The 25,154-nt window shown below is 50.4% G+C and carries 28 protein-coding genes; 12 read left to right on the top strand and 16 right to left on the bottom strand.

Going from position 1 to position 25,154, the window contains the following annotated elements; translation table 11 throughout:
• Positions 1-52 precede the first annotated feature (52 nt).
• Positions 53-889, top strand: coding sequence for an AraC family transcriptional regulator (locus BZG78_RS02330; RefSeq protein ID WP_108743341.1), 837 nt, complete (start codon positions 53-55; stop codon positions 887-889).
• 18 nt (positions 890-907) lie between these two features.
• Here BZG78_RS02330 and BZG78_RS02325 read toward each other — a convergent pair whose 3' ends face one another.
• From BZG78_RS02325 to BZG78_RS02275, 11 genes are all read right to left on the bottom strand, one after another.
• Positions 908-1,672, bottom strand: a complete 765-nt coding sequence (locus tag BZG78_RS02325) for a PTS sugar transporter subunit IIA (RefSeq protein WP_077660275.1) — start codon at positions 1,670-1,672, stop codon at positions 908-910.
• Complete coding sequence (locus BZG78_RS02320; RefSeq protein ID WP_077660274.1) at positions 1,669-1,974, bottom strand: PTS fructose transporter subunit IIB; 306 nt, start codon at positions 1,972-1,974, stop codon at positions 1,669-1,671. Before BZG78_RS02320 ends, BZG78_RS02325 begins: the two co-directional genes overlap by 4 nt.
• Before the next feature lie 209 nt (positions 1,975-2,183).
• Positions 2,184-3,476, bottom strand: a complete 1,293-nt coding sequence (locus tag BZG78_RS02315) for an O-antigen ligase family protein (RefSeq protein ID WP_077660273.1) — start codon at positions 3,474-3,476, stop codon at positions 2,184-2,186.
• 138 nt (positions 3,477-3,614) lie between these two features.
• A complete protein-coding gene (gene wecA / locus BZG78_RS02310) occupies positions 3,615-4,715 on the bottom strand; it encodes a UDP-N-acetylglucosamine--undecaprenyl-phosphate N-acetylglucosaminephosphotransferase (protein WP_077660272.1) in 1,101 nt (366 codons plus the stop codon).
• Positions 4,716-4,770: 55 nt separating this feature from the next.
• Positions 4,771-6,954, bottom strand: a complete 2,184-nt coding sequence (locus tag BZG78_RS02305; protein ID WP_077660271.1) for a YjbH domain-containing protein — start codon at positions 6,952-6,954, stop codon at positions 4,771-4,773.
• Entirely contained in the window at positions 6,954-7,697 is a 744-nt protein-coding gene (locus BZG78_RS02300) for a capsule biosynthesis GfcC family protein (RefSeq protein WP_077660270.1), read from the bottom strand. The genes BZG78_RS02305 and BZG78_RS02300 overlap by 1 nt, the downstream gene beginning before the upstream one ends.
• A complete protein-coding gene (locus BZG78_RS02295; protein WP_077660269.1) occupies positions 7,690-8,379 on the bottom strand; it encodes a YjbF family lipoprotein in 690 nt (229 codons plus the stop codon). Before BZG78_RS02295 ends, BZG78_RS02300 begins: the two co-directional genes overlap by 8 nt.
• 79 nt (positions 8,380-8,458) lie before the next feature.
• The gene (locus tag BZG78_RS15465) at positions 8,459-8,794 is read right to left on the bottom strand and encodes a hypothetical protein (protein WP_162274006.1); all 336 of its coding nucleotides are present in this window, start codon (positions 8,792-8,794) and stop codon (positions 8,459-8,461) included.
• Positions 8,795-9,156: 362 nt separating this feature from the next.
• Entirely contained in the window at positions 9,157-10,413 is a 1,257-nt protein-coding gene (locus BZG78_RS02285; RefSeq protein ID WP_077660267.1) for a PTS ascorbate transporter subunit IIC, read from the bottom strand.
• An 11-nt stretch (positions 10,414-10,424) separates the two neighbouring features.
• Entirely contained in the window at positions 10,425-10,712 is a 288-nt protein-coding gene (locus tag BZG78_RS02280) for a PTS sugar transporter subunit IIB (protein WP_077660266.1), read from the bottom strand.
• Positions 10,713-10,770: 58 nt separating this feature from the next.
• Positions 10,771-11,214, bottom strand: a complete 444-nt coding sequence (locus BZG78_RS02275; protein ID WP_077660300.1) for a PTS sugar transporter subunit IIA — start codon at positions 11,212-11,214, stop codon at positions 10,771-10,773.
• A 258-nt stretch (positions 11,215-11,472) separates the two neighbouring features.
• Between BZG78_RS02275 and BZG78_RS02270 the strand changes: the two genes are divergently transcribed.
• Positions 11,473-12,504 (top strand): LacI family DNA-binding transcriptional regulator, encoded by a 1,032-nt coding sequence (locus tag BZG78_RS02270; protein ID WP_077660265.1) that lies wholly within the window; start codon positions 11,473-11,475, stop codon positions 12,502-12,504.
• A 207-nt stretch (positions 12,505-12,711) separates the two neighbouring features.
• On the opposite strand, the gene BZG78_RS15380 is transcribed toward BZG78_RS02270, so the two are convergent.
• The gene (locus BZG78_RS15380; RefSeq protein ID WP_158011777.1) at positions 12,712-12,873 is read right to left on the bottom strand and encodes a hypothetical protein; all 162 of its coding nucleotides are present in this window, start codon (positions 12,871-12,873) and stop codon (positions 12,712-12,714) included.
• A gap of 27 nt (positions 12,874-12,900) precedes the next feature.
• Here BZG78_RS15380 and BZG78_RS02265 point away from each other — a divergent pair, with 27 nt between their 5' ends.
• From BZG78_RS02265 to BZG78_RS02220, 10 genes are all read left to right on the top strand, one after another.
• A complete protein-coding gene (locus BZG78_RS02265) occupies positions 12,901-13,155 on the top strand; it encodes a type II toxin-antitoxin system ParD family antitoxin (protein WP_077651224.1) in 255 nt (84 codons plus the stop codon).
• Entirely contained in the window at positions 13,155-13,451 is a 297-nt protein-coding gene (locus BZG78_RS02260) for a type II toxin-antitoxin system RelE/ParE family toxin (RefSeq protein ID WP_077660264.1), read from the top strand. Before BZG78_RS02265 ends, BZG78_RS02260 begins: the two co-directional genes overlap by 1 nt.
• Before the next feature lie 242 nt (positions 13,452-13,693).
• A complete protein-coding gene (locus tag BZG78_RS02255; RefSeq protein WP_077660263.1) occupies positions 13,694-13,918 on the top strand; it encodes a hypothetical protein in 225 nt (74 codons plus the stop codon).
• 954 nt (positions 13,919-14,872) lie between these two features.
• On the top strand, positions 14,873-15,292 hold the full coding sequence (gene rbsD, locus BZG78_RS02250; protein WP_077660262.1) for a D-ribose pyranase: 420 nt from the start codon (positions 14,873-14,875) through the stop codon (positions 15,290-15,292).
• 23 nt (positions 15,293-15,315) lie between these two features.
• On the top strand, positions 15,316-16,821 hold the full coding sequence (rbsA, locus tag BZG78_RS02245; RefSeq protein ID WP_077660261.1) for a ribose ABC transporter ATP-binding protein RbsA: 1,506 nt from the start codon (positions 15,316-15,318) through the stop codon (positions 16,819-16,821).
• On the top strand, positions 16,818-17,807 hold the full coding sequence (rbsC, locus tag BZG78_RS02240) for a ribose ABC transporter permease (RefSeq protein ID WP_077660260.1): 990 nt from the start codon (positions 16,818-16,820) through the stop codon (positions 17,805-17,807). Before rbsA ends, rbsC begins: the two co-directional genes overlap by 4 nt.
• Before the next feature lie 163 nt (positions 17,808-17,970).
• A complete protein-coding gene (gene rbsB, locus BZG78_RS02235; RefSeq protein WP_077660259.1) occupies positions 17,971-18,864 on the top strand; it encodes a ribose ABC transporter substrate-binding protein RbsB in 894 nt (297 codons plus the stop codon).
• An 86-nt stretch (positions 18,865-18,950) separates the two neighbouring features.
• Positions 18,951-19,880 carry a ribokinase gene (gene rbsK, locus BZG78_RS02230; protein WP_077660258.1) on the top strand — a complete coding sequence of 310 codons (930 nt, stop codon included), beginning with the start codon at positions 18,951-18,953 and terminating at the stop codon, positions 19,878-19,880.
• Positions 19,881-19,914: 34 nt separating this feature from the next.
• Complete coding sequence (locus tag BZG78_RS02225) at positions 19,915-20,919, top strand: substrate-binding domain-containing protein (protein WP_077660257.1); 1,005 nt, start codon at positions 19,915-19,917, stop codon at positions 20,917-20,919.
• Between the two features lie 97 nt (positions 20,920-21,016).
• Positions 21,017-21,685: a TIGR01621 family pseudouridine synthase gene (locus BZG78_RS02220; protein WP_077660299.1), complete on the top strand. Its 669-nt coding sequence runs from the start codon at positions 21,017-21,019 to the stop codon at positions 21,683-21,685.
• Here BZG78_RS02220 and gspS2 read toward each other — a convergent pair.
• From gspS2 to miaE, 4 genes are all read right to left on the bottom strand, one after another.
• A complete protein-coding gene (gene gspS2 / locus BZG78_RS02215) occupies positions 21,678-22,055 on the bottom strand; it encodes a type II secretion system pilot lipoprotein GspS-beta (protein WP_077660256.1) in 378 nt (125 codons plus the stop codon). The two genes, BZG78_RS02220 and gspS2, sit on opposite strands and share 8 nt — an antisense overlap.
• Positions 22,055-22,366 carry a YciI family protein gene (locus tag BZG78_RS02210; RefSeq protein ID WP_077461202.1) on the bottom strand — a complete coding sequence of 104 codons (312 nt, stop codon included), beginning with the start codon at positions 22,364-22,366 and terminating at the stop codon, positions 22,055-22,057. The genes gspS2 and BZG78_RS02210 overlap by 1 nt, the downstream gene beginning before the upstream one ends.
• Before the next feature lie 674 nt (positions 22,367-23,040).
• A complete protein-coding gene (locus tag BZG78_RS02205; protein ID WP_077660255.1) occupies positions 23,041-23,991 on the bottom strand; it encodes a transposase in 951 nt (316 codons plus the stop codon).
• 344 nt (positions 23,992-24,335) lie between these two features.
• The gene (gene miaE / locus BZG78_RS02200; protein ID WP_077461204.1) at positions 24,336-25,103 is read right to left on the bottom strand and encodes a tRNA isopentenyl-2-thiomethyl-A-37 hydroxylase MiaE; all 768 of its coding nucleotides are present in this window, start codon (positions 25,101-25,103) and stop codon (positions 24,336-24,338) included.
• Positions 25,104-25,154: the final 51 nt, after the last annotated feature.

Genomic DNA, 25,154 nt, shown 5'->3' with positions numbered 1-25,154 from the left:
GTCATTTACCGTTTTGGACAGCGAGCCCGAAAACGATCGGATAGGGATGATAATGAAAGCCTCGACACCTACCAGCTTTTCTCATTTGCTTGAACTACTGAAATCACCTGACGAGCAGTTTGGTCGGGTGATCTTTGCCAATGATTGGCAAGTGCCTGAGCCTTTTAGCTATCAAGTTAACTTTCCACGCCTAGAAATTGTGGTGTCTGGTCAATATACCAATATTGTCTCGACGCCTGAGGGTGTAAAAACACACACGTTGGTCGGTGGCGAGGCGCTTTATATCGCGCCAAACTGCTGGAACAAACCCGATTGGCAACATTCATGCTCGGTGCTGAGTTTGCTGTATGGTCGTCGGCAGTTGGGGTTTAGCCTTGTGAATAAACGCGCCAACGTAGCCGGATTTTACGGTGTGCAGAAGTTCTCCGTGCCGATGCGTGCAGGCTTTGCGGTGGATAACATTCTTGAAGCGTTAAACGCGCTTGCTAAAGAGCCAAACAAGCACCTAACCGATGGGTATTTGATTAAGGCGTTGTTAGCCTACACCCATCAATTAGTTGATAAACCGATATTCAATGCCCACTCTCGCGGGGAAGATCTCTACCAGGGGATCTGTATTTACATTCAAGAGCATTACCAGCAAGCCCTTTCGCGTGCGGATATTGCCGCGCATTTCCACATCAGCCCGAGCCACCTGTCACGTTTATTTAAACAATATGGCCATATGACACTGGCAGATTACATTGTGTGGGTGCGCATTGACCGAGCCAAATTTATGTTGATGCGTTATGAGTTCCGATTAGTCGATATTGCCTGTCGTTGCGGGTTTAATGATGTGAACTATTTCTGCCGCGTGTTTAAAGCGAGAACGGGCAAGACCCCCTTCTGAATATCGACGGCTCAGCCATCAATCCTGATCTAACGCGGCATCTAGCATCGCAATTTGGGTAGGAATGTCATCACAGTGTGTTAGCCAGCGCCGAAATGCGGATGAAGACAAACGGCGAGACAGGCGGCTGATGGCGCGTAGTGTCGTACGCTCGATGTCGCAGGGGATCGCGATCGCAATACACAGTGAAACCGATTCTTGATTCAACCAGGTCATCGCTGGCTGACAGCGAGTGACTATGATGGCGGGATGAGGGACGCTGCTATCAATAATATGGGGGAGTGCAACCTGATCGCCAAGGTAAGTGGATGAATGTGCTTCTCGCGCCATAAAAGCAGCATGAGCTTGCATTGATGTGTCTTTTTCCGCGACGCGTTCAACGATCTCCCTAAACAGCGATTCACACTGTGTCGCTTGGGTATGTAATCCTTCAACGCGCAGATTTGGATGCGCGAAGCGCGATGGCGTGTCTAACGGATTGTTTGCGGCAGCAGTAAAGGCAGAGGTGCTGAGTAAATGCCAGTGCTTACTGACGTACTCAGCGAGCACTAAGCACATTAGCTCGGCATCTGCTCCCTCAATCAGAAGCAGGCAAATATCATTGGGCTGGGTGCCCGTGGCAAGCATGGATAAAGTGTCGGTGGTCGCTGCTGTGCAGTCTTTGCTGACATTCACAAAGGTGCTTTTTCCACTAAACAGCGAGCATAGCCTTGCCAACTCGCTCATTTGCCAGCTGACTAAACCTTGCAGCGGCGCCGAAAAGCAAACAAATGCGCCCGTCATAGCGAAAGTTGCGTTTGTAGCGCCGCTTTCGCATCCGTGAGAACGTCTTCCATGGCAAGGCGAACAATGGTTGAGTGACTCAACCTTTCTGCTTTTTCTAGCTCGATATCAGAGACAATAACCACGCACTCTGCTTTCATGATCTCATCGAGTGATAAGGCATTTTCAATCCCCATCGCCCCTTGGGTTTCCACCTTTATCTGAATACCAAGACTTTTGGCGGCTTTCTCAAGCTGCTCAGCCGCCATGTAAGTGTGGGCGATACCAGTCGGACAAGCGGTGATTGCGACGATGTTGGTCATAGTGGTTGAAACGTCATTGTTGGTTGAGTAGTTAGAATCTTCCAGTGCTTGTATCTTGCATTGGGGCTATTGCTTTTTATGTACTCTGTATTCCGTCATCGGTATTCGGGGTCTTGAATATGGAGAAGAGACTAGACGCTTCGCTTCTAGAAACTGGAGACTAGGAAAATCTCAAAGCGGCTTATAAAATAGCCTCTAGCCTCTAGCCTCTAGCCTCTAGCCTCTCCCCGCAACGCCATACTGGCAAATATCACCACCCCGAGCGAAAAGAACAAAATACCTGAATGGTGGTTAATATAGTGCTGTGTCAGCATGTAACCGGCTATCAGGACCACGTGACAACGCAGCATCACCGCGGCGAGTTGGTTGGCTGGGCGCGCGGGTACGTGTACTTTTTTCGTCGCGAGCCAAGGTGCGATAAGCAAGCAAAGGAGCGTTATGCCGCCAATTAATCCCTTCACTTGCAGCTCTTCTAACAACTGGTTATGTGCGCGACTAAAGTGCATCACTACCGGGTCGACATATCCTTGATCAACCACCTGCTGCTTGTGTTGCGTGTAGTGGGTGTAACCGGTTCCCGCGATTGGATTATCAGCAAATAGGTGCAGGGCGGTTTTCCATAATTCCACTCGTATCCCTGAGGAGCTTCTAACGGTTGGTGTATTTGCCGCCTGCTCCTCTTCTGATGTAGCGTCGGGGGGAGTGGCGCTTGGTGTGTTCTCGGTGCTTTGCGTCGGCGCAATGGTTTTGGTGGCTTGTTGGTATTGGTTTAAGTCTGAGAATACGAGCCCCGCTCTGTTTAACGCGGGCACCAGTGCAGTGGCAATAATCAATACGATACTGGCACCCATCGCGACATAGTCTTTTGGACTAAACACTTTTCGGTAATATATTACGGCCCATAATGCCACAAAGGGAGTGATAACCCACGAGCCACGTCCCCCGCTCAATAATGTGGCAATAAACCCTAAGGTGATCCCCAAAAATGCCAGTTTCTTTAATGTTGGCAGTGCGTGTTGGCAACTATAAATATAGGCAAAAATACTGAAAATACTGAGGCTAGCAGCCATGCCGGCCACTTGAATGGGCATGAACCCGCCCGATGCCAGTGCACGAATATCGAGCATGTAGTGTTGATAAAGCGCAATTAGCCCGACAGCAGACGCACTAATGACACAGCCATACAACACCGCTTTAAGCGAGGGCGGGGTAGTGAGCAGCAGGGCAAAGACCATGATCGCTAATAGCAGGCGACTCGGCATATCCATTTGTTCGTAATCCGCCCCAGGTATGGCGAAGACGACAGTGACGATGACATAAAGCAGAAATGCACCGGCTATTAACAGGGCGGGGCGGCTTTTTAGCGCCTTCCATGTGCCGGGGAGTAAGATTAGCGCAACCAGCGCCAACCCAACAGCGATATATTTGTAGGCGTCTGGTGTGATAAGTAGCGTGGCAAAATAAGCAAAACATAGGCTACTAACGAGTGTTTGGCGAGACATGAGTAACAATGCTTTTCCCTCTGTCGATTCTCAGTATGTAAACGCATACGTATGGGTAATAAATGCTCGCGCATTATACCTAGATTGCTCATTCTTGCTATTTTTTGTTTGCTAATTCTAGTCTCTAGTCTCTAGTTTCTAGTCTCTAGCCCCTAGAACGCCTTCCCCCTCTTCAAACCGGTTCTTTCCCAGCTTTGCTCTAAAAAAAGAGGTAATGCGCCAGATGTAGCGTAGCATTAGGCAGTAACCACCAAAGCACGTGAGAAAGCCCACAAACATGATGGTTTCATGGATCTGGAGTAGCTCGCCTACAATGCCAATGCCGGCTAAGCTGCTGGCCAGTAAACAAATGGCTGCCAGGGTTTGGCGTGATGATAACCCCACTCGCTGAAAAATATGGTGTAAGTGTTCGCGATCGGGCTTAAACGGCGAGTCGCCACGTTTAACGCGCCGAAACATAATGGCTGTCATGTCCATCAGTGGTAGCGCAATCAGCCATAGCCCTGTGACTGGTCTTATAGCCGCATTGGTTGGATGTTGGCTGGCCAACAATAAAAACCACACTACCGTGAAGCCGATCAGCATGCTGCCCGCATCGCCCATAAATACTTTGCGCTCTCGGCCGAGTAATCCAAGGTTAAACATTAAATAGGGCAAGATAATCACAGTGAGTACTAGGCAAAGGTAGGCCATAGAGAAGTGGCCATTAAGGTAAAGCAATGCCCCCAAACTGGCAAAGGTGACTGTCGCCAATCCTCCTAATAGCCCATCAATGCCATCTACCATGTTAAAGGCGTTAATTGCGCCAATGACTGCGAAAACCGTTAACACATAGCCAAGGCTGTCGAGTTGGATACGCCCTGTGGCAAAAATGTCGCCTAGGCGGCTAAGCTCAATGTTACCAAGAACAATCATTGCAATAGCAAGCGCGCCTTGTACACTAAAACGCAGCTTAAAATCGATATCGAACTTGTCATCCAATACGCCAATTGCCACTAAAATCAGCATACAGCTGGCATACAAACCACTATGCGGAATAATAGAAGGGTTGTTGATTAAAAAATACACCAGAGAAAGGCAGATCGCGATACCGCCGACAAGTGGTACGGTACCAGCGTGCTGTTTGCGATGATCCGGCTTGTCGACCAATCCAACACGTTTAGCCGCTTTTCGCAGCAAAAACAGAGAAGCAGTCGAGAAAAAAAGTAATAAGGCCAAGTCGGCGAATGAAACAATCACAGGATAATCCTTTTGGGATGACGGCTCAGTTGTTTAGTATATGCCAAGTTGTAGTCTAGTGGCTATCTGCCGGGCGCGTAAACCAAGGGGCACGGTCGTCCGTTAACTCATAAAGCGAGTATTTGCGGTTAAGTTTTTGCCCGCCATCGCGCTGCAGTGGCTGCCAAGAGAGCCCGCCACGCGAGGTGGTCGGTTTAACCGAGAGCAAATCAAACGGTATCGAGACATAAAAGCCCTTGGTAAAGCTGCCTTCGCCAAATTCTTCCGCCGATAAATCGGTTTTGCTGGCGTACGCGCCCACGGTGATCCCACTGTCAAACTGCTTGGCGATATCCACTGTCACGCCGACATCTTCTGTTAAATAGCGACCGGCGCTAATTTTGGCTAATGTCCCATCAAACAAACCGAGCGGGTTTTGCCAGTAAAGGGTAGCGTGGCCAGTAGTGGTGCCGGTTTGCACGCGGAATTTTCGGTTGCCATTTTCTGCAGGTTGGTATTCGTCTTTAAATAGCCCAAACGCCGAGCCAGGCTCGCGTTGCTTGACGTAATTGGCATCAAGCCCAATCGCAAACTGGCTATCCATGGGGCGGTAAAGCACTTCGCCGCCCACACCGGCAAACATGGTTTCTAAGTAGCCGCCATAGGTTTGGGTATACCAGTTATCACCCCAATGATCTAAGTAGGTCAGTTGCACATTGGTAACTCGCACTGTGTCTTCTAAGTACTGTCGATTGAGCGTACGAACACGCTTAAGATCGGTGCCATCAGGAGGCACTGTGTACTTAAATTTGTCGTAGGTATCGGCAATGTTGACATACACGCTAGACGAGGCAATAAAGTGATCGCCTAATCGGGCGGCGACGTTGCCAGTCACGCCCAGTGAGTACATGTAAAAATCTTCTGAGCCGCCAAACGATTGCACAAACACTGGAGCGAGGCCGGCATCAACATTATCGCGCCGGTTGGCTTTTTCGGTGCCCGATATGGGTTGCGGCTGCTGGTGCGTACGTGCATCGTCAGGGTTTGCGCCCACATAGCTGTTGGTGGCGACGGCGGCATAGGTGTTGGCATCAATCACGGTTTCAGTGATGGGCTGACGTTCAGCTTGGTCAATAATCCGGTATTGTTTGGCATCAATGCCTGTATTGGCAATCAGGGTGGATGCGCGTGTTTGGGCGGTATCTTGGTTGCGGTATTTGCTTTGAGTGCCTGCCACTGTGACGGTATCACCATCAAATTGCACGTGGTTATCTTGATACCCAGCTACACTGGCAAGTTGGTGGCTCAAGGCTTGCCATTGGTCGTCGCTTAAATCTGCTTGTTTGGCGGTTGGACGATAACTTGGTGCTTTATCGTCAAGCCAAAAGGGACTGACTTGATTAAAGTTGGTATGCAGGCTTAATCCCGCCGTGATCACCGCGCCGCGCTCGTAGGCTAACCGCGCGCTCCCCCAATCACCAAAACGGTATACTGCTCCCACATTCCAAGGGCTGTTTACCTCCATGGGAATGCCGGTTTTGGTGCTAATAAAATCGGCTTTGTAATCGTTACCGTCGTATTCAAGCTTTAGGCTTAGCGGCGCATAGGGGGTTTGGTATTCCACCCCACCAAATAACGCGGTGCAGCCGGTAAACATGCGGTTGACGTCAACACTGCCGCCTTTGCCGGAGTAGGTGGTGTCACGGCCACAATCCACCGATTGGTTTTTATCGCCGGTGAGGTCGGCGCGATTACCCATATAACCCCAGCCAACGCCGAGTGAGAAATCAAACGGGCCGGCGCGTTTGGAGCCGACTAGGTATTCGCCATCAAATAACCCGGTGCCGCCGATATCGCGCACACCAACGGCGAGCTCGGGTAACCAGTAGCTTTCTTGCCACAGGCGTAACTTGGCATCAATGCTTTTGTCGGTGTATTTAGTATCGCCGCTAAAGTCCGGGTCGTTACTATAGAGTAAGTCATGCACCTGGGTATAGCGGACCGTGGTTTCTAGCCAAGGAAACAACTGGAGCGAGGTATTAAAATGCACATAGTCTTCGTTGTAGGTGCTGCCTAGGGTAAATTCCCCGTCGGGAGCCGTGCGCGCGGTGGGCATTTGCATCAGGCCCACGCCACCAAAATCGGTTTGTGAATGGACAAGCTCGGGATAATCGAAGCTGTCGGCTGACACGGCATGGCTAACGGCTAATGCCACCGCAGACAGTAGAAGGCGTCCGGATGCAGAAGAAAGAGACATCATTATGGGATTAACCTGTTTTGTAAATATGCCAGGACATGCTGGTTAGGCGCGATCGCTTGGCCTTTAATAGTTTTGCTGGGCAAGGGGATATAAATCACCGAGCCTGGCAGAATATCGCGATGCTGGTGATTCCAATAAGCAATTGGATATTGGGCGCGCTCACCGGTGGCGCTGATCACCCACACGTGAGAGATGCCTAAGGTGTCTACCTTGGCTTGCTGGATGTAATCACTGGCGGCGTATCGCTCGCCCCAAGGATAGTCACCAGGTTTATCCACCGCGCCGAGCACTGTTACGTTTGTTGGTCGTTTAGGCAGTTGCACGTGCCAATTCCCTTTTAACACCGGATTGGTATTGGGGGTGATGCGGGTGATGTCGGGGTCAACCGTGCCGGGTATACGCTCGCCAACCGCCATGTTGTTGAGTGCGTGATACAGAGTTTGCCACTGTTTTTTTACTGTGCCGGTATTAACGGCGATTTGATGACGAACCGGTTGCAAATCGGCAATTTGCTTGGCTTTTTCACTGTCTTGCTTATAAAGCCCGGCGGCGGGCCAATAGACATCATCAAGTGAGCGTTGTTGAGCCTGTGTGATGGTTAGTACCGCCTCAGCCAGGCGCGGTGGCTGCGTAAACGACAGCGCAATATCTTGATTGGCAGTGAGCACATTGGCCTTGGCTGGGATAACGATTAGCAAGGCGGCGGCACATAATCCACGTTTAATCACCTGATAATTAATCATCTGCGCCCCCTTGATATGGCTTTAAATGCGTCAGTGTTACCGCCGGTAGCCCCGGAGCGAGATGTTGATAGGATTTGATGATTTTGCCCGTGTCGTTAGCGATCCAATAGTCGTTAGTATATTGAGTATCGAGTGCCGGAAGGGTGACACATTCGGTATAGTGCGTTGTTGCCACGGGTGTGCCATTCACGGAAATATTTTGTAGCTTGCGGCGCTTAAAGGTGGAATCGGCTCGGTAGTCACTGTGGTTGCCTGGTTGCCAGTCAATGGTGCGCGACCATGTGTGCGGCATGGAAAGGGTGTTAAGGCCAACACTTAACGGATCGGGAGTGTCAGTGTGCGTCGCTGTTAGGTTACCATCGGCTAAGTTCACCGTTTTCACCAGCCGACCGTTACGCGTCACCAGCATTTCATTCTCGCCGGATAACCATTTTAAATTTGGGCTCGGATGTTGGCTGGGCTCAACAAAGGCCAGGACCATAAAACCTCGTGGCCCGTTATCGAGTTGTGCATAGAGGCTGGCATAGGGCAGTGCGTTGATCTCGTCCCAGCTTTTTTGCGCATCGGGAAAGCCTTGATAAGCGAACTTGAACGAGTCACTGAGATCTTGTATGCGCTGCGTGCACCCAGTTATTGTGAGCGCGATAAAAATAGCTAAAGTGGAAAAGAAGGGCTTATTCATAGGTTATTGGTTGACGGGCTACATTGATTAAAAAGTAGCTACAAAGCCGGCTTTGTAGCTACTTGAATGGCTATTGCCTTTAGTTATTTGCGTTAGCGCTAGCAGAGGTTGACGTGTTGTTATCGTCATTGTTAGCAGCAGCAACCGCCACGCCAATGGCCGCAGCAGCAGCGACACCAGCAGCAACTGCACCAGCGCCAATACCACCGGCTGCAGCGCCAGCGGCACCTGCTCCAGCAGCGCCCGCACCGGCTCCAGCCCCTGCGCCAGCAGCACCCGCGCTAGCACTTGTACCGGCACCCGCGCCAGCACCAGCGCCACCACCACTTGCGCCAGCTCCCGGCGCGGCTTCTGTTGCGGCCATTGTGCTTGCTGCGAACAGCATAGCAATCAGACCCGTTGCAATTTTTTTCATTCGTCTCTCCATGATTTTTGCATTAATACAAAAACGTCTGCAAACGCAGACACCTATAAACTCTAATAGCTAAGAGACGAGAAGTAAAATAAATACAGATGTCATCACAGATTTTTCATCTTAAATGTGCGGGAAAGCGTAAAAAGGGCCTAGGACCTAGGGAAAGAGCGGAAAGCAGGGCCTAGGATCCTAGGCCCTAGGAACTTTATTTACAGCACCTGTCACGATCAGCGCCAATTTTAACACCGGCGCCAACTTTGGCTTTAATGTCGGAGGCGCGCGTTTTACATTGAATCAATATTTTCACATCGCACTGGCGCTTGTCCGACCTACGCCTGGTTTTTATTTCGTCTTATTCTTATTTAGCGCACAATCAGGCCGAGTAGGATGCCGACGACGCCGAAATCTGCATCGCTAAAGGTGGTGTTGGCAAAGCCCAGATCGCCGAGTACCGGGAGCAGGAATACCGGTAGGAAGGTGATCAGTAAGCCTTGCGCAAACGCCCCTAATATTGCGCCGCGTCGTCCGCCGGTGGCATTACCGAATACACCTGCTGCCGCGCCGACGAAAAAGTGGGGTACAACACCTGGGATGATCACGGTGAGCCCTAAGATATAAAGCAAGAACATACCCACTAACCCGGCGACAAAGCTGGATAAAAAGCCTACTAACACCGCATTGGGCGCGTAGGGGAAGACTACGGGACAGTCTAGTGCTGGCTTGGCATTAGGCACCAGTTTGTCGGAGATGCCTTTAAACGCTGGCACAATCTCGGCAATCACCATTCTTACCCCTTGCAAAATCACATACACCCCGCCCGCAAAGGTGATGGACTGCATTAATGCAAACATAAACCAGTGTTTACCGTCACTGACCTCGCGCACAAAGTCCCCGCCGGCAAACAGACACGTCACCATAAAAATAATGCCCATGGTAAACGAGATGGCGACTGGGGTATCACGCAAGAACAAGAGGCTTTTGGGCACGTCCATGTCTTCGGTGGAATGGGCTTTGTTGCCAAATTTGCTGCCAATAAAGCCGGCCAATACGTAAGAAAGGGTAGAAAAGTGACCAATGGCGACTTCATCTGAGCCAGTGACTTGTTGCATGTATCGATGCGCGATGGCAGGGAAAAACACCATTACCGAACCGACAACCACAGAGCCTAATGCCACCAATGGGATCCCTTCCATGCCGCTGGTGGAAAGAATCGCTGCTACCATCATCGACATAAAGAGGGTGTGGTGGCCGGTTAAAAAGATGAATTTCCATGGGGTTAGGCGTGCGATAAGAATGTTCACCAGCATGCCGAAGAACATGATCATCGCCATTTCTTTGCCAAAGGCTTCTTGCGCAATGGACACAATGGCTTCGTTGTTTGGTACGACACCACTGATGCCAAAGGCGTGCTGGAAAATGGTAGCAAAATCACCGAGTGAGCTGACCACCAATGAGGCACCGGCTCCTAGGATCACAAAACCAAGAATGGTTTTTACCGTGCCTTTGATACATTCAGTCACCGGTTTTTTCTGGGCGATTAAGCCAATCAGTGCAATTAAGCCCACTAATACCGCAGGCTCAGAGAGCACGTCTTTCATCAGGAAGTTAAAAAAGGGCATAACGTGACTCCTTATAGGGCACCGAGTGCTTGTAGGGCTTCAGATAAGCGAGTTTTCATTGCCTCTTTATCCACCATGTTGTCGAGTGCGACAATGCGCGGTGACACGCTCATCGCTTGCAACTGCTGAGCAATGTCGTTGGTTCCAACAAAGATATCGGCCTCTGTCCCAGACACTGAGCCTAGATCGATATGATCGACACTGGCCTCGACGCCGAGATCCTTGATGATTTGTTTGATGCTCATTTCCATCATTAGGCTGGTGCCAAGACCATGACCGCATACAACTGTGATTTTCATAATTCAGACCTTCTATTTTTGTGTAGGTATTTGCGTTTTATTGGTATCGGGTTTTGGATTAGTACTCGGCGATGATCGCTAAGATCTCATCCGCGGTGGTTGCGCGGCTGATCTGCGCGATGTGTGCCTCGTTCATAAATAGGTTCGCGAGTTGAGAAATGGCCTCGACATGGCTATTGCTGTCAGTAGCCGCAAGAGTAACCAGCACCTTGACCGGGTCGTTTTCCGCGCTATCAAAATTGACGCCGTTTTGAATCACGGTAATAGCAAGGGCCAAGCGGTTCACACCATCTTCTGGGCGCGCGTGGGGCATGGCAATGCCTGGACCAATGACATAGTAGGGGCCGATTTCTTGATGCGAGCGATAAATGGCGTCGACATAGCTTGGCTCGATAGCTCCGTTAGTTAAAAGTGCTGCGCAGGCTTTATCGATAGCGTCTTGCCAATCGTTTGCATCGTTATGAATACGGATAACGTCAGGAGTAATGAGTTCACGTAACATGGTGCCGTCCGTTTTGTGGGAGTAATGGGTTTGTTGGCGAATTGTTGATAACTCTATCGCTGAAATTCGGGTAATAAATAGATAAAGGTCACAAATGATAGCGCTACCTGATAGCGTTATCATAATGTGTGATAGCGCTATCATTTTTTCTGGTTGGCGGTGAGCCATGCTATAAAGCGGTCATACTAGGCAAGGATTATTGGCTGATGGCTGTGATAGGATACGGTTGAATAAAATGATGAGTAATCAATAAATAAGATGAGTGAACCGCGAAAACGACGTAACACGGGTAAAGTCACGCTCGCTGATGTCGCCAAACGAGCAGGAGTAGGCACTATGACAGTGTCTAGGGTGTTGCGCACGCCGGATGCTGTCTCTGATAAATTGCGCGATAAGGTTCAACGCGCTGTTGAGCAGCTTGGCTATATACCGAATAAAGCCGCAGGCGCCTTGGCCTCGGCGCAAAGCTATGCCATTGCGTTGATTATTCCTTCTCTGCTGGAAAAGGCTTGTGGCTTGTTTTTGCCTAGTTTTCAACAGCGGCTGAATAAAGCTGGCTATCAACTGTTGCTGGGTTACAGTGATTATTCTGTCCAGCAAGAAGAGGATTTGCTTGCCAGCTTTTTAGAAAGTCGCCCGGCAGCCGTGGTGCTGTTTGGCAGTGAACATACCCAGCGCACTCATCAACTGCTCGCGATGGCCAATGCGCCTGTCCTCGAAATTGCTGAATCGCCATCAATGATAGGTTATGCCAGCATGGGTGCAGATCACCACGAGATAGGTAAGGTTGGTACGTCGCACCTTTTAAGCCAAGGATTTAATAATATTGGCTTTATTGGCGCGCGAGGGAATCATGCGACCTTACAGCGCAAACTGCAAGGCTGGCAGGGTGCGATGATTGAGCACTATTTAACTCCAGACCATTTTTTAACCACCCACGAGGCGCCATCGGCACAATTGGGGGCAGAGGGCCTAGCGAAATTGTTGCTTCGCGATGCCACGTTGGACGCGCTAGTCTGTAGCCATGAAGAGGTAGCGATCGGCGCGTTGTTTGAGTGTCACCGACGGGTGTTAAAAGTGCCGACTGATATCGCGATTATCAGTTTGGAGGGCTCATCGATGAGTGAACATGCGTTTCCTAGCCTGACAAGCGCTGAAATTGACTATCAATCCCTCGGCGCCCAGGCAGCGTCGCATATTTTACGAGCCATTGAAGGCCAACCGTTTATAGGCTCTGAAATTATTCCCTTTAAATTGGCACACCGCGCCAGCACCGCAACAAAGGTTTAGTTTTTGTGGGTTTTGTTGGGGGTTTTGTTGGGACAGGCACTTTAGGCCCGGTGATGTCATTGGCATAGGTGAAATAAGCTCCGGTGCCATGCTAACAATCATGCGTTATGCCAACGGGCGCCTGTCACGATCAGTGCCAATTTTAACACCGGCGCCAACTTTGGCTTTGATGTCCGATGGCGCCGTGCAACGGGCGCGCGGCGTAAATCACACCAAGCTGGTGCGATCGAGAAGGCGCTTATGCCGACCTACGCCAATGGTGCCATTGGTAGTTAACGGGACAGGCATTTTTGGTGCTTGTGTCTCATGACGCGCGTCGATAAGAAGCAGTAATTGATTCGGCACAGTCGGATGGTATGATATTGTCATACTCGTGATATCTTAGGATGGCCAGATATGAGCATGCATCGGAAAACCATTACGCTGACTGAACAACAAGACTGTTGGGTGAAAAGCCAGATTGAAAGCGGTCAGTTTGGCAATGACAGTGAGTATATCCGTTACCTCATCCGTCGAGATCAGCAGGCTCAAGAACGTATTGCCGTGCTGAGGCAGGCTCTCGCTGAGGGTGAGTCAAGCGGGAAACCTAAGGCACTCGATGTATCGGCTATCAAGGCAACTGGCCGTCAACGGATGAAGGCGGCTGATTAGTGCTTAAGTTGAGCGTCACGCCGAAGGCCGAATCCGATCTCATTGGAATTTGGGTATATACCTGCGAAAAATGGGGTGCTGATCAGGCAGATAAATATCTAGATCAGCTTGAGACCGGCATGAAACCGCTGATTAATCATCCATCACTCGGCGCGAACTACGCCTATGTTTTTTCTGGGTATCGAAGATTGCAGGTCGAGCATCACGCTGTTTTCTATCAAGTACTTGAGTCGGAGGTACTCGTTGTTCGTGTGCTGCACGAGGACATGGACGCACCTGAAAGACTTCTGGATTAGCTAGTTAGTCATTTATCGGGACTTTTGGTGGTGCCATTGGCGTAGGTGACACAAGCCCCGGCACCATGTCAACAATAATGCACCATGCCAATGGGCGCCTGTCACGATCAGTGCCAATTTTAATCATCAATGTCGGAGGCGCGCCCGTTATATCGAGGAACGAGGCTTACATCGTGCTGGCGCTTTTCCGACCTACGCTCGATTTTAACGAAGCGGTTCTCGGTATTTGTAGGAGGTAAATCATGGCCGATCATGACACAGAAAAGACGGTACCTGAGCGTGAGCAACGGCGGTTTGCCGTATCTGCGAATCGGGACAAAGGCAGTCACCGGATTCGTTATGTGGAGGCAGGCGGTGCCTCGGTGGATAATGAAGAGTGCACATTTTGCCAAGCGGTACCGGGTTTGAGTGATCAGCCGGAGAAGGAAGAGAACCGAGACGCTTCGCTTCTAGAGACGAGAGACTAGATCGAGCCGCCTCGTGCTCGCATTGGGGCTATTGCTTTTTCTGTACTCTGTATTCCGTCATCGGTATTCGGGATCGTGAATATGGAGAAGAACGAGAAGCAGTACCTAGGTCCTAGGATCCTAGGCCCTAGGAACTTTATCTACATTGAGACTTTATGATCCCATTGGCGTAGGTGACACAAGCCCCAGCATAATGTCAACAATAATGCACCATGCCAATGGGCGCCTGTCACGATCAGTGCCAATTTTAATCATCAATGTCGGAGGCGCGCCAGTTATATCGAGGAACGAGGCTTACATCGTGCTGGCGCTTTTCCGACCTACGCCAATGGTGCCATTGATGCTTGTCTAGTCTACGTATGATTTGGAAAAGGGAGTACGGAGAAGAGCGAGAAGCAGTGCCTAGGCCCTTTATCTACAGCACCTGTCACGATCGGTGGTAAATTTAACACCGGCGCCAACTTTGGCTTTAATGTCGGAGGCGCGCGGTTTACATTGAATTAATATTTTCACATCGCACTGGCGCTTGTCCGACCTACGCCTGGTTTTTATTTCGGTGGTGCCATTGGTGCTTGTCCGACCTAGGCTTGATTCGGGATCTTGAAAAAGGAGCGCTTCGCTTACAGGATACGCAGAAGAGCGGGGACAGGCACTATACGTTTTTTCCGTATTCCGTATTCCGTCCCCTAGGCTCTTTCTAGTCTCTAGTCTCTATCTCTCCCTCCTAGTGTGATCTTCCCCTCTCTTTGCTAGTGACTGCGATATCAATAGTCGATCTGCTTCACATCTGTGTATCTTGCTTATGGTGAATTTTATATCGCCGTTTATTATTTATTTAATATCGAAACGTTTCGATGGCGTGTTTTCTGCGAGAAAGCGCGATAAAAGAAGGCGTATCCGCGTTGAGTGGGGTGTAAGCGCTGAATGATCCAATCGAGAGTGAGAAGGTGATGAATGAATAAGCATGGTTTGCTCCATCCAAAGCTCGCACAGCTGGTTACGCAAGTGGGACATACCGATGAGTTTACGGTGTGTGATGCGGGGCTGCCGATACCGAACTCGGTGTCGCGCATTGATTTGGCGCTGACTGATGGCGTGCCGAGCTTTATGCAGACGGTCGAGGCGGTGTTAACGCACGCTTGCATTGAATCTGTGGTGATTGCGGAAGAGCTCGCAGTGGTGAGCCCAGCGCTGCACCAGGCATTGCTTGGGCGATTAGAACAAGAAAATGCTGCACGCCAACAGCCGATAGGGGTGACCACTATCAGCCACGAGGCATTTAAAGCACGTACGGCGCAGAGCCAAGCGGTGGTTCGCACCGGTGAATGTACGCCTTATGCCAATGTGATTTTTCAAGCCGGTGTCACCTTTTAGGTGGGCCTAAGCGAGTAACCACGATGACGCAACCTATCTTACAGCTCAGCCAAGTCGTAAAAACCTTTCCCGGGGTGCGCGCCCTCGATGAGGCAAGCTTGAATGTGTATCCCGGCCAAGTGATGGCGTTATTGGGCGAGAACGGCGCGGGAAAATCCACCTTGATGAAGGTGTTAACCGGGATTTATCACGCCGATAGCGGTGAGGTGAATTACCAAGGCACACCTGTCTCGTTTAAAGGGCCACGCGATTCGCAGCAAGCGGGGATCAGTATTATTCACCAAGAGCTGAATTTGATCCCAGAGCTGACCATTGCCAAAAACATTTTTCTGGGTCGTGAATTTACTAATCGTTTTGGCAAGATTGACTGGGTCAAAATGGTTGAAGAGGCGGATAAGCTGCTGGCGCGGTTAAATGTCAATGCGCGCGGTTCGACGCCTCTGGGGAGCATTAGCCTGGGCGAGCAGCAGATGGTGGAAATTGCTAAAGCACTGTCGTTTGAGTCGCAGGTGATCATTATGGATGAGCCGACCGATGCGCTGACTGACACCGAGACGGCTTCGCTGTTTGCGGTGATCAATGAGTTACGTGCGCAGGGCTGCGGCATTGTGTATATCTCACACCGTTTAAAAGAAATTTTTGAGATTTGCGATCGGATCACCGTGTTACGCGACGGCAAGTTTATTGGTGAATGTGCCGTCAGTGATACCGATGAAGACGGCCTGATTGAAATGATGGTGGGCCGTAAACTTGCCGAACAATACCCGCGAAGCGACGTCGCCCCTGATGGGATAAGCCTTGAGGTGGAGAGTGTCACGGGTCATGGAGTGGAAGAGGTGAGTTTTCAGCTGCACCGCAGTGAAATTCTGGGTGTATCGGGCCTGATGGGCGCCGGGCGTACGGAGTTAATGAAAATTATCTATGGCGCCATGCCGCGCGAGGCAGGCACGATTCGGCTGGATGGCAAGGTGATTAATCCGGTTAGCCCGCAAGATGCACTGGCCAATGGCATTGCTTATATCTCCGAAGATCGCAAAGGCGAGGGCTTGGTGCTGGGGTTATCGGTGAAAGACAACATGTCACTCAGCGCGCTCGATAAACTGACGCACTGGGGCAAAATTCAGCCGCGCGATGAAGTGATGGCGGTGGATGATTTTATTCGCCTTTTTAATATTAAAACCCCGCATCGTGGCCAAATTATTGGCAACTTGTCGGGCGGTAACCAGCAAAAAGTGGCGATCGCCAAAGGGCTGATGACCAAGCCGAAAGTGCTGATTTTGGATGAGCCGACGCGTGGTGTCGATGTGGGCGCCAAAAAAGAAATTTACCAGTTAATTAATCAATTTAAAGCCGAGGGCATGAGCATCATCTTGGTGTCGTCAGAAATGCCCGAAGTGCTTGGCATGAGTGATCGCATCTTAGTGATGCACGAAGGCCGCGTGTGCGGTGAATTTGATGCCAAGGACGCTAACCAAGAAACTCTGCTTGCCTGTGCGGTAGGCAAAGATGCCAATGAGGATGCAGCATGAGCTCAAATGCAGTCAATAAGTCCCAGCCGTCAGAGGATGGACGCAAACCTATGTTCAGCAAAGCCTGGTTAATTGAGCAAAAATCACTGATCGCCTTGTTGGCGCTGATCGTGGTGATGTCATTTTTAAACAGCAACTTTTTCATGGTCGATAATCTGCTCAATATCCTGCGCCAAACCTCGGTGAACGCGATTATCGCGGTGGGGATGACGCTGGTGATTTTAACCGCGGGTATCGATTTGAGTGTCGGCTCGGTGCTGGCATTGTGCGGTGCCTTTGCTGCGAGCCTGATAGCGGTCGAAGTAACGGTGTTGATCGCAGTGCCCACCGCCTTGTTTGCAGGCGCGGCAATTGGTGCCATGACTGGTGTGGTGGTGGCCAAAGGCAAGGTACAGGCGTTTATTGCCACCTTGGTCGCAATGACGCTCTATCGTGGCGTGACCATGGTGTATACCGATGGTCGCCCTATTTCCGCGGGCTTTACTGAAACGGCGGACGCCTTTGCATGGTTTGGGACCGGTTATTTATTGGGTATTCCCGTGCCCGTGTGGCTGATGGCCATCGTCTTTATCGGTGCCTGGTACTTGCTTAATCATACCCGCTTTGGCCGTTATATCTACGCACTCGGTGGCAACGAGTCAGCGGCGCGTCTGTCTGGCATCAATGTCGATCGGATTAAAATCGGTGTTTACAGCCTTTGCGGCATGCTTGCCGCGCTGGCGGGGATCATCGTTACTTCACGTCTGTCTTCTGGCCAACCGACTGCTGGCACTGGCTATGAGCTTGACGCGATTGCGGCGGTGGTACTGGGTGGCACCAGCCTCATGGGCGGTAAAGGCAAGATCATGGGCACGCTGATTGGTGCGCTGATTATCGGCTTTTTGAACAACGCCCTTAACCTGCTGGACGTGTCGTCTTACTACCAAATGATTGCCAAAGCAGTGGTGATTTTGCTCGCCGTGCTGGTGGATAACAAAAACAAATAGCTTGTTGGGAGCTTGTTGGGACAGGCACTTTAGCTTGTCGGGACAGATAGCTTGTCGGATAGCTTGTCGGGACAGACACTTTAAGTTACCGGGACAGACACTTTTATTTCTGTTTGATTAGCAATTAAAAACAATACCCTACAAACACAAAAGGACTGAAAGCATGAAAAAACTGACTACTTTGATTACCACCGCGCTTTTGTCGTCAACGCTTAGCATCAGTGCGCAGGCGGAAGATAGAATGGCGATCGTGGTCTCAACCTTAAACAACCCATTTTTTGTCACCATGAAAGAAGGCGCGGAGCAAAAAGCGGAAGATCTTGGCTATGAGTTATTGGTGCTCGATTCGCAAAACGACGCCAGTAAAGAGCTGTCGAATGTGGAGGATTTAACCATTCGTGGTGTGAAAGCCATCTTGATTAATCCCACTGATTCGGATGCAGTCTCGAATGCGATTCGTATTGCTAATCGCGCTGACATTCCGGTGATTACGCTAGACCGTGGCGCCAGCCGTGGGGAGGTGGTGAGCCATATTGCCTCTGATAACGCGCAAGGCAGTAAAATGGCGGCGGAATACATCATCGGCAAAGTCGGTGAGCGTGCCAAAGTGATCCAGCTCGAGGGCATTGCCGGTACGTCGGCAGCGCGTGAGCGGGGTGAAGGCTTTATGGATGCGATTGAAGGTACGGATGTAGAGTTACTGGCCAGTCAGCCAGCGGATTTTGACCGTACCAAAGGTCTGAATGTGATGGAGAACTTGCTTGCTGCGTATCCAGAGGTGCAGGCGGTGTTTGCACAAAACGATGAAATGGCGTTTGGCGCGTTGCGTGCGGTGCAGGCATCAGGCAAAGATGTCACTATTGTGGGCTTTGATGGCACTAAAGATGGCATTGCCGCAGTAGAACGTGGCCACTTGGCAGCGACTATCGCTCAGCAGCCGGGTATGATTGGTGAGCTCGGTGTTGAAACGGCGGATAAAGTGCTGAAAGGCGAGTCAGTCGACAGCTATATTCCGGTACCGCTTAAAGTGATCAGTCAAGAAACGATCGCTGAATAAGGGTCGCACGGGAAGATACAATAATAAGCACCGTCTGGCCCAGTGTGTTGGACGGTGCGCGATTGATTGAACGGTAAGGAAGGGTAATGAGTCCATTAGTTGTGCTCGGCAGTGTTAATGCCGATCATGTTTTACGCGTCTCCAGTTTTCCGCGTCCCGGAGAGACATTACACGGTCGAGATTATGCGGTAATTGCGGGTGGCAAAGGCGCAAATCAAGCGGTGGCGGCGGTGCGTTGCGGTGCGGATGTTGCCTTTATTGCCAGTGTGGGTGACGATGCCTTTGGCCAGCAGATTCGTCAGTGTTATGCGCAAGAGGGGATGGATGTCAGTGCGATGAAGGTGCAGGCGAATGCGCCGACCGGGATTGCGATGATTCAAGTCACTGATCAAGGTGAGAACAGTATCGCGTTATCGGCGGAGGCCAATGCGGCGCTGACAGCGGAGGCCATTACCGCCGATCTCGATACGATAGCCCAAGCCGATTACTTGTTGATGCAGTTAGAAACGCCGATGTGCGGGATTGAAAAAGCGGCTTTTCATGCCAAAGCGTCAAATACCCAAGTGGTGCTGAATCCGGCCCCTGCGGCTTCTTTGAGCGATGCGCTTTTGGCGGCGGTCGACATTATCACGCCGAATGAAACAGAAGCACAAAGCCTGACTGGCATTGCGGTGACAGATTCCGAGAGTGCGCAAGCTGCATCAAATGTGCTGCACCAAAAAGGGATTGAGACGGTGCTGATCACCATGGGTAAACAGGGCGTGTGGCTAAGTGACAAAGCGCAAAAAGAAGGGAGATTAATCCCGGGTTTTGTTGTCAATGCTATGGATACCACCGCCGCTGGCGATACCTTTAATGGCGCACTCGTCACTGGATTGATAGAGGGACAGACACTTGATCAGGCGATTCGGTTTGCGCATGCCGCGGCCGCTTTATCCGTCACTCAGCGTGGCGCACAAACGTCGATTCCCTCGCGCGTGGATATCGATGCGTTTTTAGCCCATCAAGATGCCTAATCTTCATTTCAACCTTGGTAGCGGAGCGCGATAAATGGCGACCATGAAAGATATAGCCAAACGGGCGGGCGTGTCGACGTCGACGGTCAGTCATGTGATTAACAACACCCGCTATGTCAGTGAGACGATTGCTGAGAAGGTTAACCAAGCTGCGAAAGAGCTCAACTACTATGCCCCCTCGGCATTGGCGCGCAGTTTGAAAGTCAATCGTACTAAAACGTTTGGCATGCTGGTGACAACCTCCACTAACCCGTTTTTTGGCGAAGTGGTAAAAGGCGTCGAGCGCAGCTGTTACCACAATGGCTACAGTTTGATTCTGTGCAACACGGAAGGTGATGCTGAACGTATGCGTGCCTCGATTGATACGCTGCTGCAAAAGCGGGTCGATGGCTTGATTTTGATGTGCTCCACCATGGAAGGGGAGCGGATTGAAGGCTTTGATCGTTATCCGGATATTCCTGTGGTGGTGATGGATTGGGGGCCGATTGATTTTGCCTGCGATAAAATCCAAGACAATTCCTATCAAGGCGGCTATTTAGCGACCCAGCACTTGATTGATTGTGGTCACCGCCAGATTGGCTGCATCAGTGGGCCTCTTGTTAGGTACCAAGCGCAAATGCGTTTTCAAGGCTTTAAAGATGCACTGCGCGATGCTGGACTTGCTGAAAATCCACATTGGATGGTGGAAGCGGACTTTGAGTGTGAAGGCGGCTATCAAGGTTTGCAGGCGATTGCTGAGTGTGGATCCTTACCCACCGCTATTTTTGCAGGCAATGACATGATGGCGATGGGCGCGATCAATGCCGCTAACGCGCTAGGGATCTGCGTACCCGATGAGCTCTCTATTATTGGATATGATGATATTCACTTAGCTAAATTTATCTCGCCCTCCCTGACTACCATTCACCAGCCCAAATATCGTCTCGGTCAAGCAGCGGTCGAAACGCTTCTTAGTAAACTTGATGCCCCTTATAGTGAAAGCCAAACGGTGCAGCTCGAGCCAACGCTGGTGGTGCGCGAGAGCGTGAAGCGGGTTTAGCTACCGGGGACAGGCACTTTTATGATTGCTCTAGCGGGCTGAGGGGGAAGCCGTTATGATGCCTGTCCTCAATGGCCAACCGGTAAATCCCTTCGTTATGTTTTCAATTGTCGACCAAAACCAACACTTTGTGGTGATCAACAAGCACCATGGCGTTAGCGTGCAAAAAGAGACCGATGAAGCGGCACTGTTGCCTGTGGTCGCGGCGTATATTGGGGTTGAGAAGGTCTACCTTGTACATCGTTTAGATAAGATGACGTCGGGCTTGCTGCTGCTGGCAACGTCCTCTCATGCGGCGTCTGTCCTCTCAGGATTGTTCGCGTCACGCGAGATAGAAAAGTTCTATTTGGCATTAAGTGCGAAAAAGCCGCGTAAGAAACAGGGATTGATTTTCGGCGATATGGGTAAAAGTCGGCGAGGCAGTTGGAAGTTGCTTGCCAGCAAAGATAACCCTGCGAGGACGCGTTTTATCTCTATTGCAGGCGGTGAGGGGCGGCGATTTTTTCTCTGTCGGCCTTACACGGGTAAAACCCATCAAATTCGCGTGGCGATGAAAAGTATTGGCTCACCGCTTATCGGTGATGATTACTATGGCGGCGAGCCTGCCGATCGTGGCTACTTACACGCTTATGGGCTGCAATTTACGTGTCGTTTTGCCGATGATCAGCCAGCCAAGCTCTACAGCTATGTGCTGCCCCCGAGCCAAGGCGAGTTGTGGCCAGCCTTACCGGTAGAGTGGGAGCAGCCTTGGTGCTTAATTAGCTAGCACAGCTGGGTGCATTGATAGCGTTATTGAGGATTTGTCGGCCGCGGGTATCGCGAACCAAAATGGTATAGCTGATACCACTGTCTAACATACTGCGTATGTCGCTATCTTGGCAATAACGATGTTTTAAACCGGAAAAGAGCTCTCCTGGTGCTTTTTTGGCATTCTTATCCAGAAGCGTCAGCTCGATGATGGCATCTTGCGCACGTGCTCGAACCAGTGAGTAGCCTTCAATATCCATCGGCAGTAGCTGTGCAATCATGTCTGCACGTTGGATTGCGGCTTCTGCGGCTTGGTCATGCTGGGTGCTGCTACATGCACTGAGTACTAGCCCCAGGCAGGCCATCATCAGTATTTTTATATATCGCATTAGGCTGGGTCCTGCGGAAGCACTTTTTTGAACGGTTTTACGGTCACTTCAGCATAAACGCCAGCGGCTACATAAGGGTCTTTGTCGGCCCATGCCTTTGCGGCTGATAGTGACTCAAACCAGGCAATAACGGTCGAGCCCGTAAACCCAGCTTCGCCTGGCTCGTCGCTGTCAACGGCAGGGTTTGGCCCGGCAATCATCAAGCGGTTTTCTTTTTCCAGTTGGTGTAAGCGTTCAAGGTGTGCGTCACGCGCTTGCTTGCGTAGCGGTAGGCTGTTCTCGACGTCTTGCGAATAAATGAGATACCACATCGTTGTTGTCCTTGATAGATGTTTGTCAGTACTAGGATACAGAGTACAGATTTCTGAGTACAGCGTATTAGAAAACATTGGCGGGACAACATTGGTAACATTGGCGGGAGCATTGGCGGGAGCATTGGAGGGACAGGCGCTTTTGATTAGCTGTCTTTTGTTGGGACAGACGCATTACGTCTGACACTTTATGTCTTGTCTGCGATTGTTCCATCTAGCGTGCTATATGGGACAATTATCAGCATTGCTAATGTGCCTGTCCCAACAAGCAAATGTGCCTGTCCCAACAAGATCCCCTTTTCGCTTTATCCGCTTTATCCGCTTTATCCGGGATAGTCACCACTAGTAACCAGCAAGCCGTTGTTAAGATGCCTGTCCTAGTAAAATCTCAAATCTCTCTAGTAAAATCTCTAATGAAATCTTACCTCTTTAAAATCCGAACATGCCTTTACCTTCCTGTAACTGGAGGGTTTATCCTGGGGAAATAACGATGAGGAGGTAATATGGGATGTTGTAATCAGTCCCCAGAAGGTGGGTCCAAAGGGCTAAAGCCGCTCTTAAAAGCGGTAGGTATTTTGTTCGTGTTTATAATGGTGCTGGCTTATTGGGTAGGGTAGATCTTCGGGCTAGTATGACGATTCCTTTACGCATTGATGCGTGTTTTAGTGCTTGCCTCAACGATTTGGGATCATGACGCCTGTCATGCGTTTTAGGCCCAGTGTCGGTAATACGGCTTGGATACTCGACAGTGAGCCTACAACATTTCCGCACTCTAAATGAGCGCATGTGGTCAGCCAGGTTTCACTCGACATATTCAGTCGTGTGAGTAGGGGAGGCCGCTGATTTGAGCCCCTTTCTTGTCCTTTGTGGCAAGTCCATTCAACAAGTGCTAAATAGTCCATTAGCCGGAACGGAATGCCGTCGGGCATAGATTTCCTCGGATTTCCTGCAAAGGCGAATAAGCCTGCTGGTGTCGCTTTATTTTGCTCGAGTGATTCAACGCGCTTTTTTATCGATGTGTAATTCGAATGCTTGGGCTGTTTGGTAATACCTGCTCTCACGGGGTTTAAATCGACATAGGCCATTGCCGCAGCAAGAGCTTTGTCATCCAACAAGGCCTGACTTTTAAAGCGTCCTTCCCAAAAATGCCCCGTGCATTGATCTTCTCGGTTCGCTTGCGCTGAAATATATTGATTGAGCAGCTTCATAAACCAACTGACAGACATCAAACGCTCGCGCCAGCTCTCAATGATCCGACAGCACGCTTTGTACTCCGATTTGGAGAGAGATTCTCCCTGACGAAAACGTTGGATGAGTACCGGAGTCTGGTGAAAGGCTAGCCAGCGGTCAATTACGTCGATATTTGTCAGGGATTGGGCGGCTTTTGCATTGATATGTAGGACAACGTGATAATGATTGCTCATAATGGCGTAAGCGCAGATATCGATGCAAAAAGCTTTGGCTAGTGTAAGTAAACGCGTTTCTATCCATGCGCGACGATGCTCATAGCTTTTTTGCGATTGAGCGTCATAGCCACACAGGAAAGAGCGGCGCACGCAGCGTGAGACGCAATGATAATAGGGTGTGGCTGATAGGTTCACTAAAGATGCGCGAGCTTTGGTCATCGTCAGTCCCTTTTGGTAGATGGGTGTATGTAAAATGTACTGTATAAATGAACAGTTATCATCTTTTCTGGCCTGGTTTTTCGTGACAGTACAAGAAATACTGTAACTGTGAGATTGGTTAGTTACTAAAGGCGTCTGTCCCGATTAGTAAACAACGGGGACAAGCGGGCTATAAAGCAAACTACCAGGACAGTCACCAAGAGGTGTTTGTATCCGGCGAAAACTAAAAGTGCCTGTCCCTGGAAAGGAAACTTAGTAGAGACATGTGTAAAGGTGCCTGTCCCCGCAGGAAATCACGTTGAATAAAAGTGCCTGTCCCCACAAAGAGAAGCTGCCATAAGAAGTTAGGCAGGGGCGCCGCTGTGAAAGCGGAATTGGCTGTCGGGCGCTTGGATCAACTCTGCTTCGCGCTCGCCGATGGTTTGGATACGGTCGCGAATGTCTTCGCCGGCGATGGTTTCTGCGAGCGTCAGGTAATCTTGATAATGGCGTGCTTCCGAGCGCAGTAGCGAGATGTAGAACTTTTGTAGTTCATCATCGAGGTGTGGGGCGACTTTGGCAAAGCGCTCGCAGGAACGTGCTTCAATGTAGGCGCCAATAATCAGTTTATCGACCAAGGTTGCCGGCTCGTGAGTGCGTGCCGCGCGCATTAATCCTTTGGCGTAGCGACCTGCTTCTAACGGTTGATAAGGAATACCGCGTGCGTCCATGATTTCAATCACTTGCTCAAAATGATGAAACTCTTCTTTGATTAACCGGACCATTTTATCAATCAAGGCTTGGCCGTGGGCAAAGCCGGCTTTAGGGGTTAAAGGCGCGCTGAGGCCGTTTTTGCGCGCGTGGAAGATCCCATCGCGAATGCGGCGATAAACAAAGTCTTCATAGGGTTTGGCCCATGCCAGCAGTTGCTCGCCACTCGCCGCGTCGACTGCATATTTACGGATCAGCCACATCGCGGTTTGGCTGGCTTTTAATTCGCAGTTTGCGTGATCGCGCAAAAGAATCGATTGATTGTCAGGCTGAATGGCCGCGTCAATCCAACTGTCGGGGGTTTGACAGTGCAGAAAACCATGAATAGGGGTGAGTAGGGTATTAATTTCTTGGCGTAGCATGCCGAAAACACTCTCAGACTGACAACAATGGCTGGGCATTATAAACAGATG

Source organism: Salinivibrio sp. MA351 (genome assembly GCF_001996065.1).
In the GTDB taxonomy this organism is placed as follows: domain Bacteria; phylum Pseudomonadota; class Gammaproteobacteria; order Enterobacterales; family Vibrionaceae; genus Salinivibrio; species Salinivibrio costicola.
This window is presented reverse-complemented; position numbering and strand designations above follow the sequence as displayed.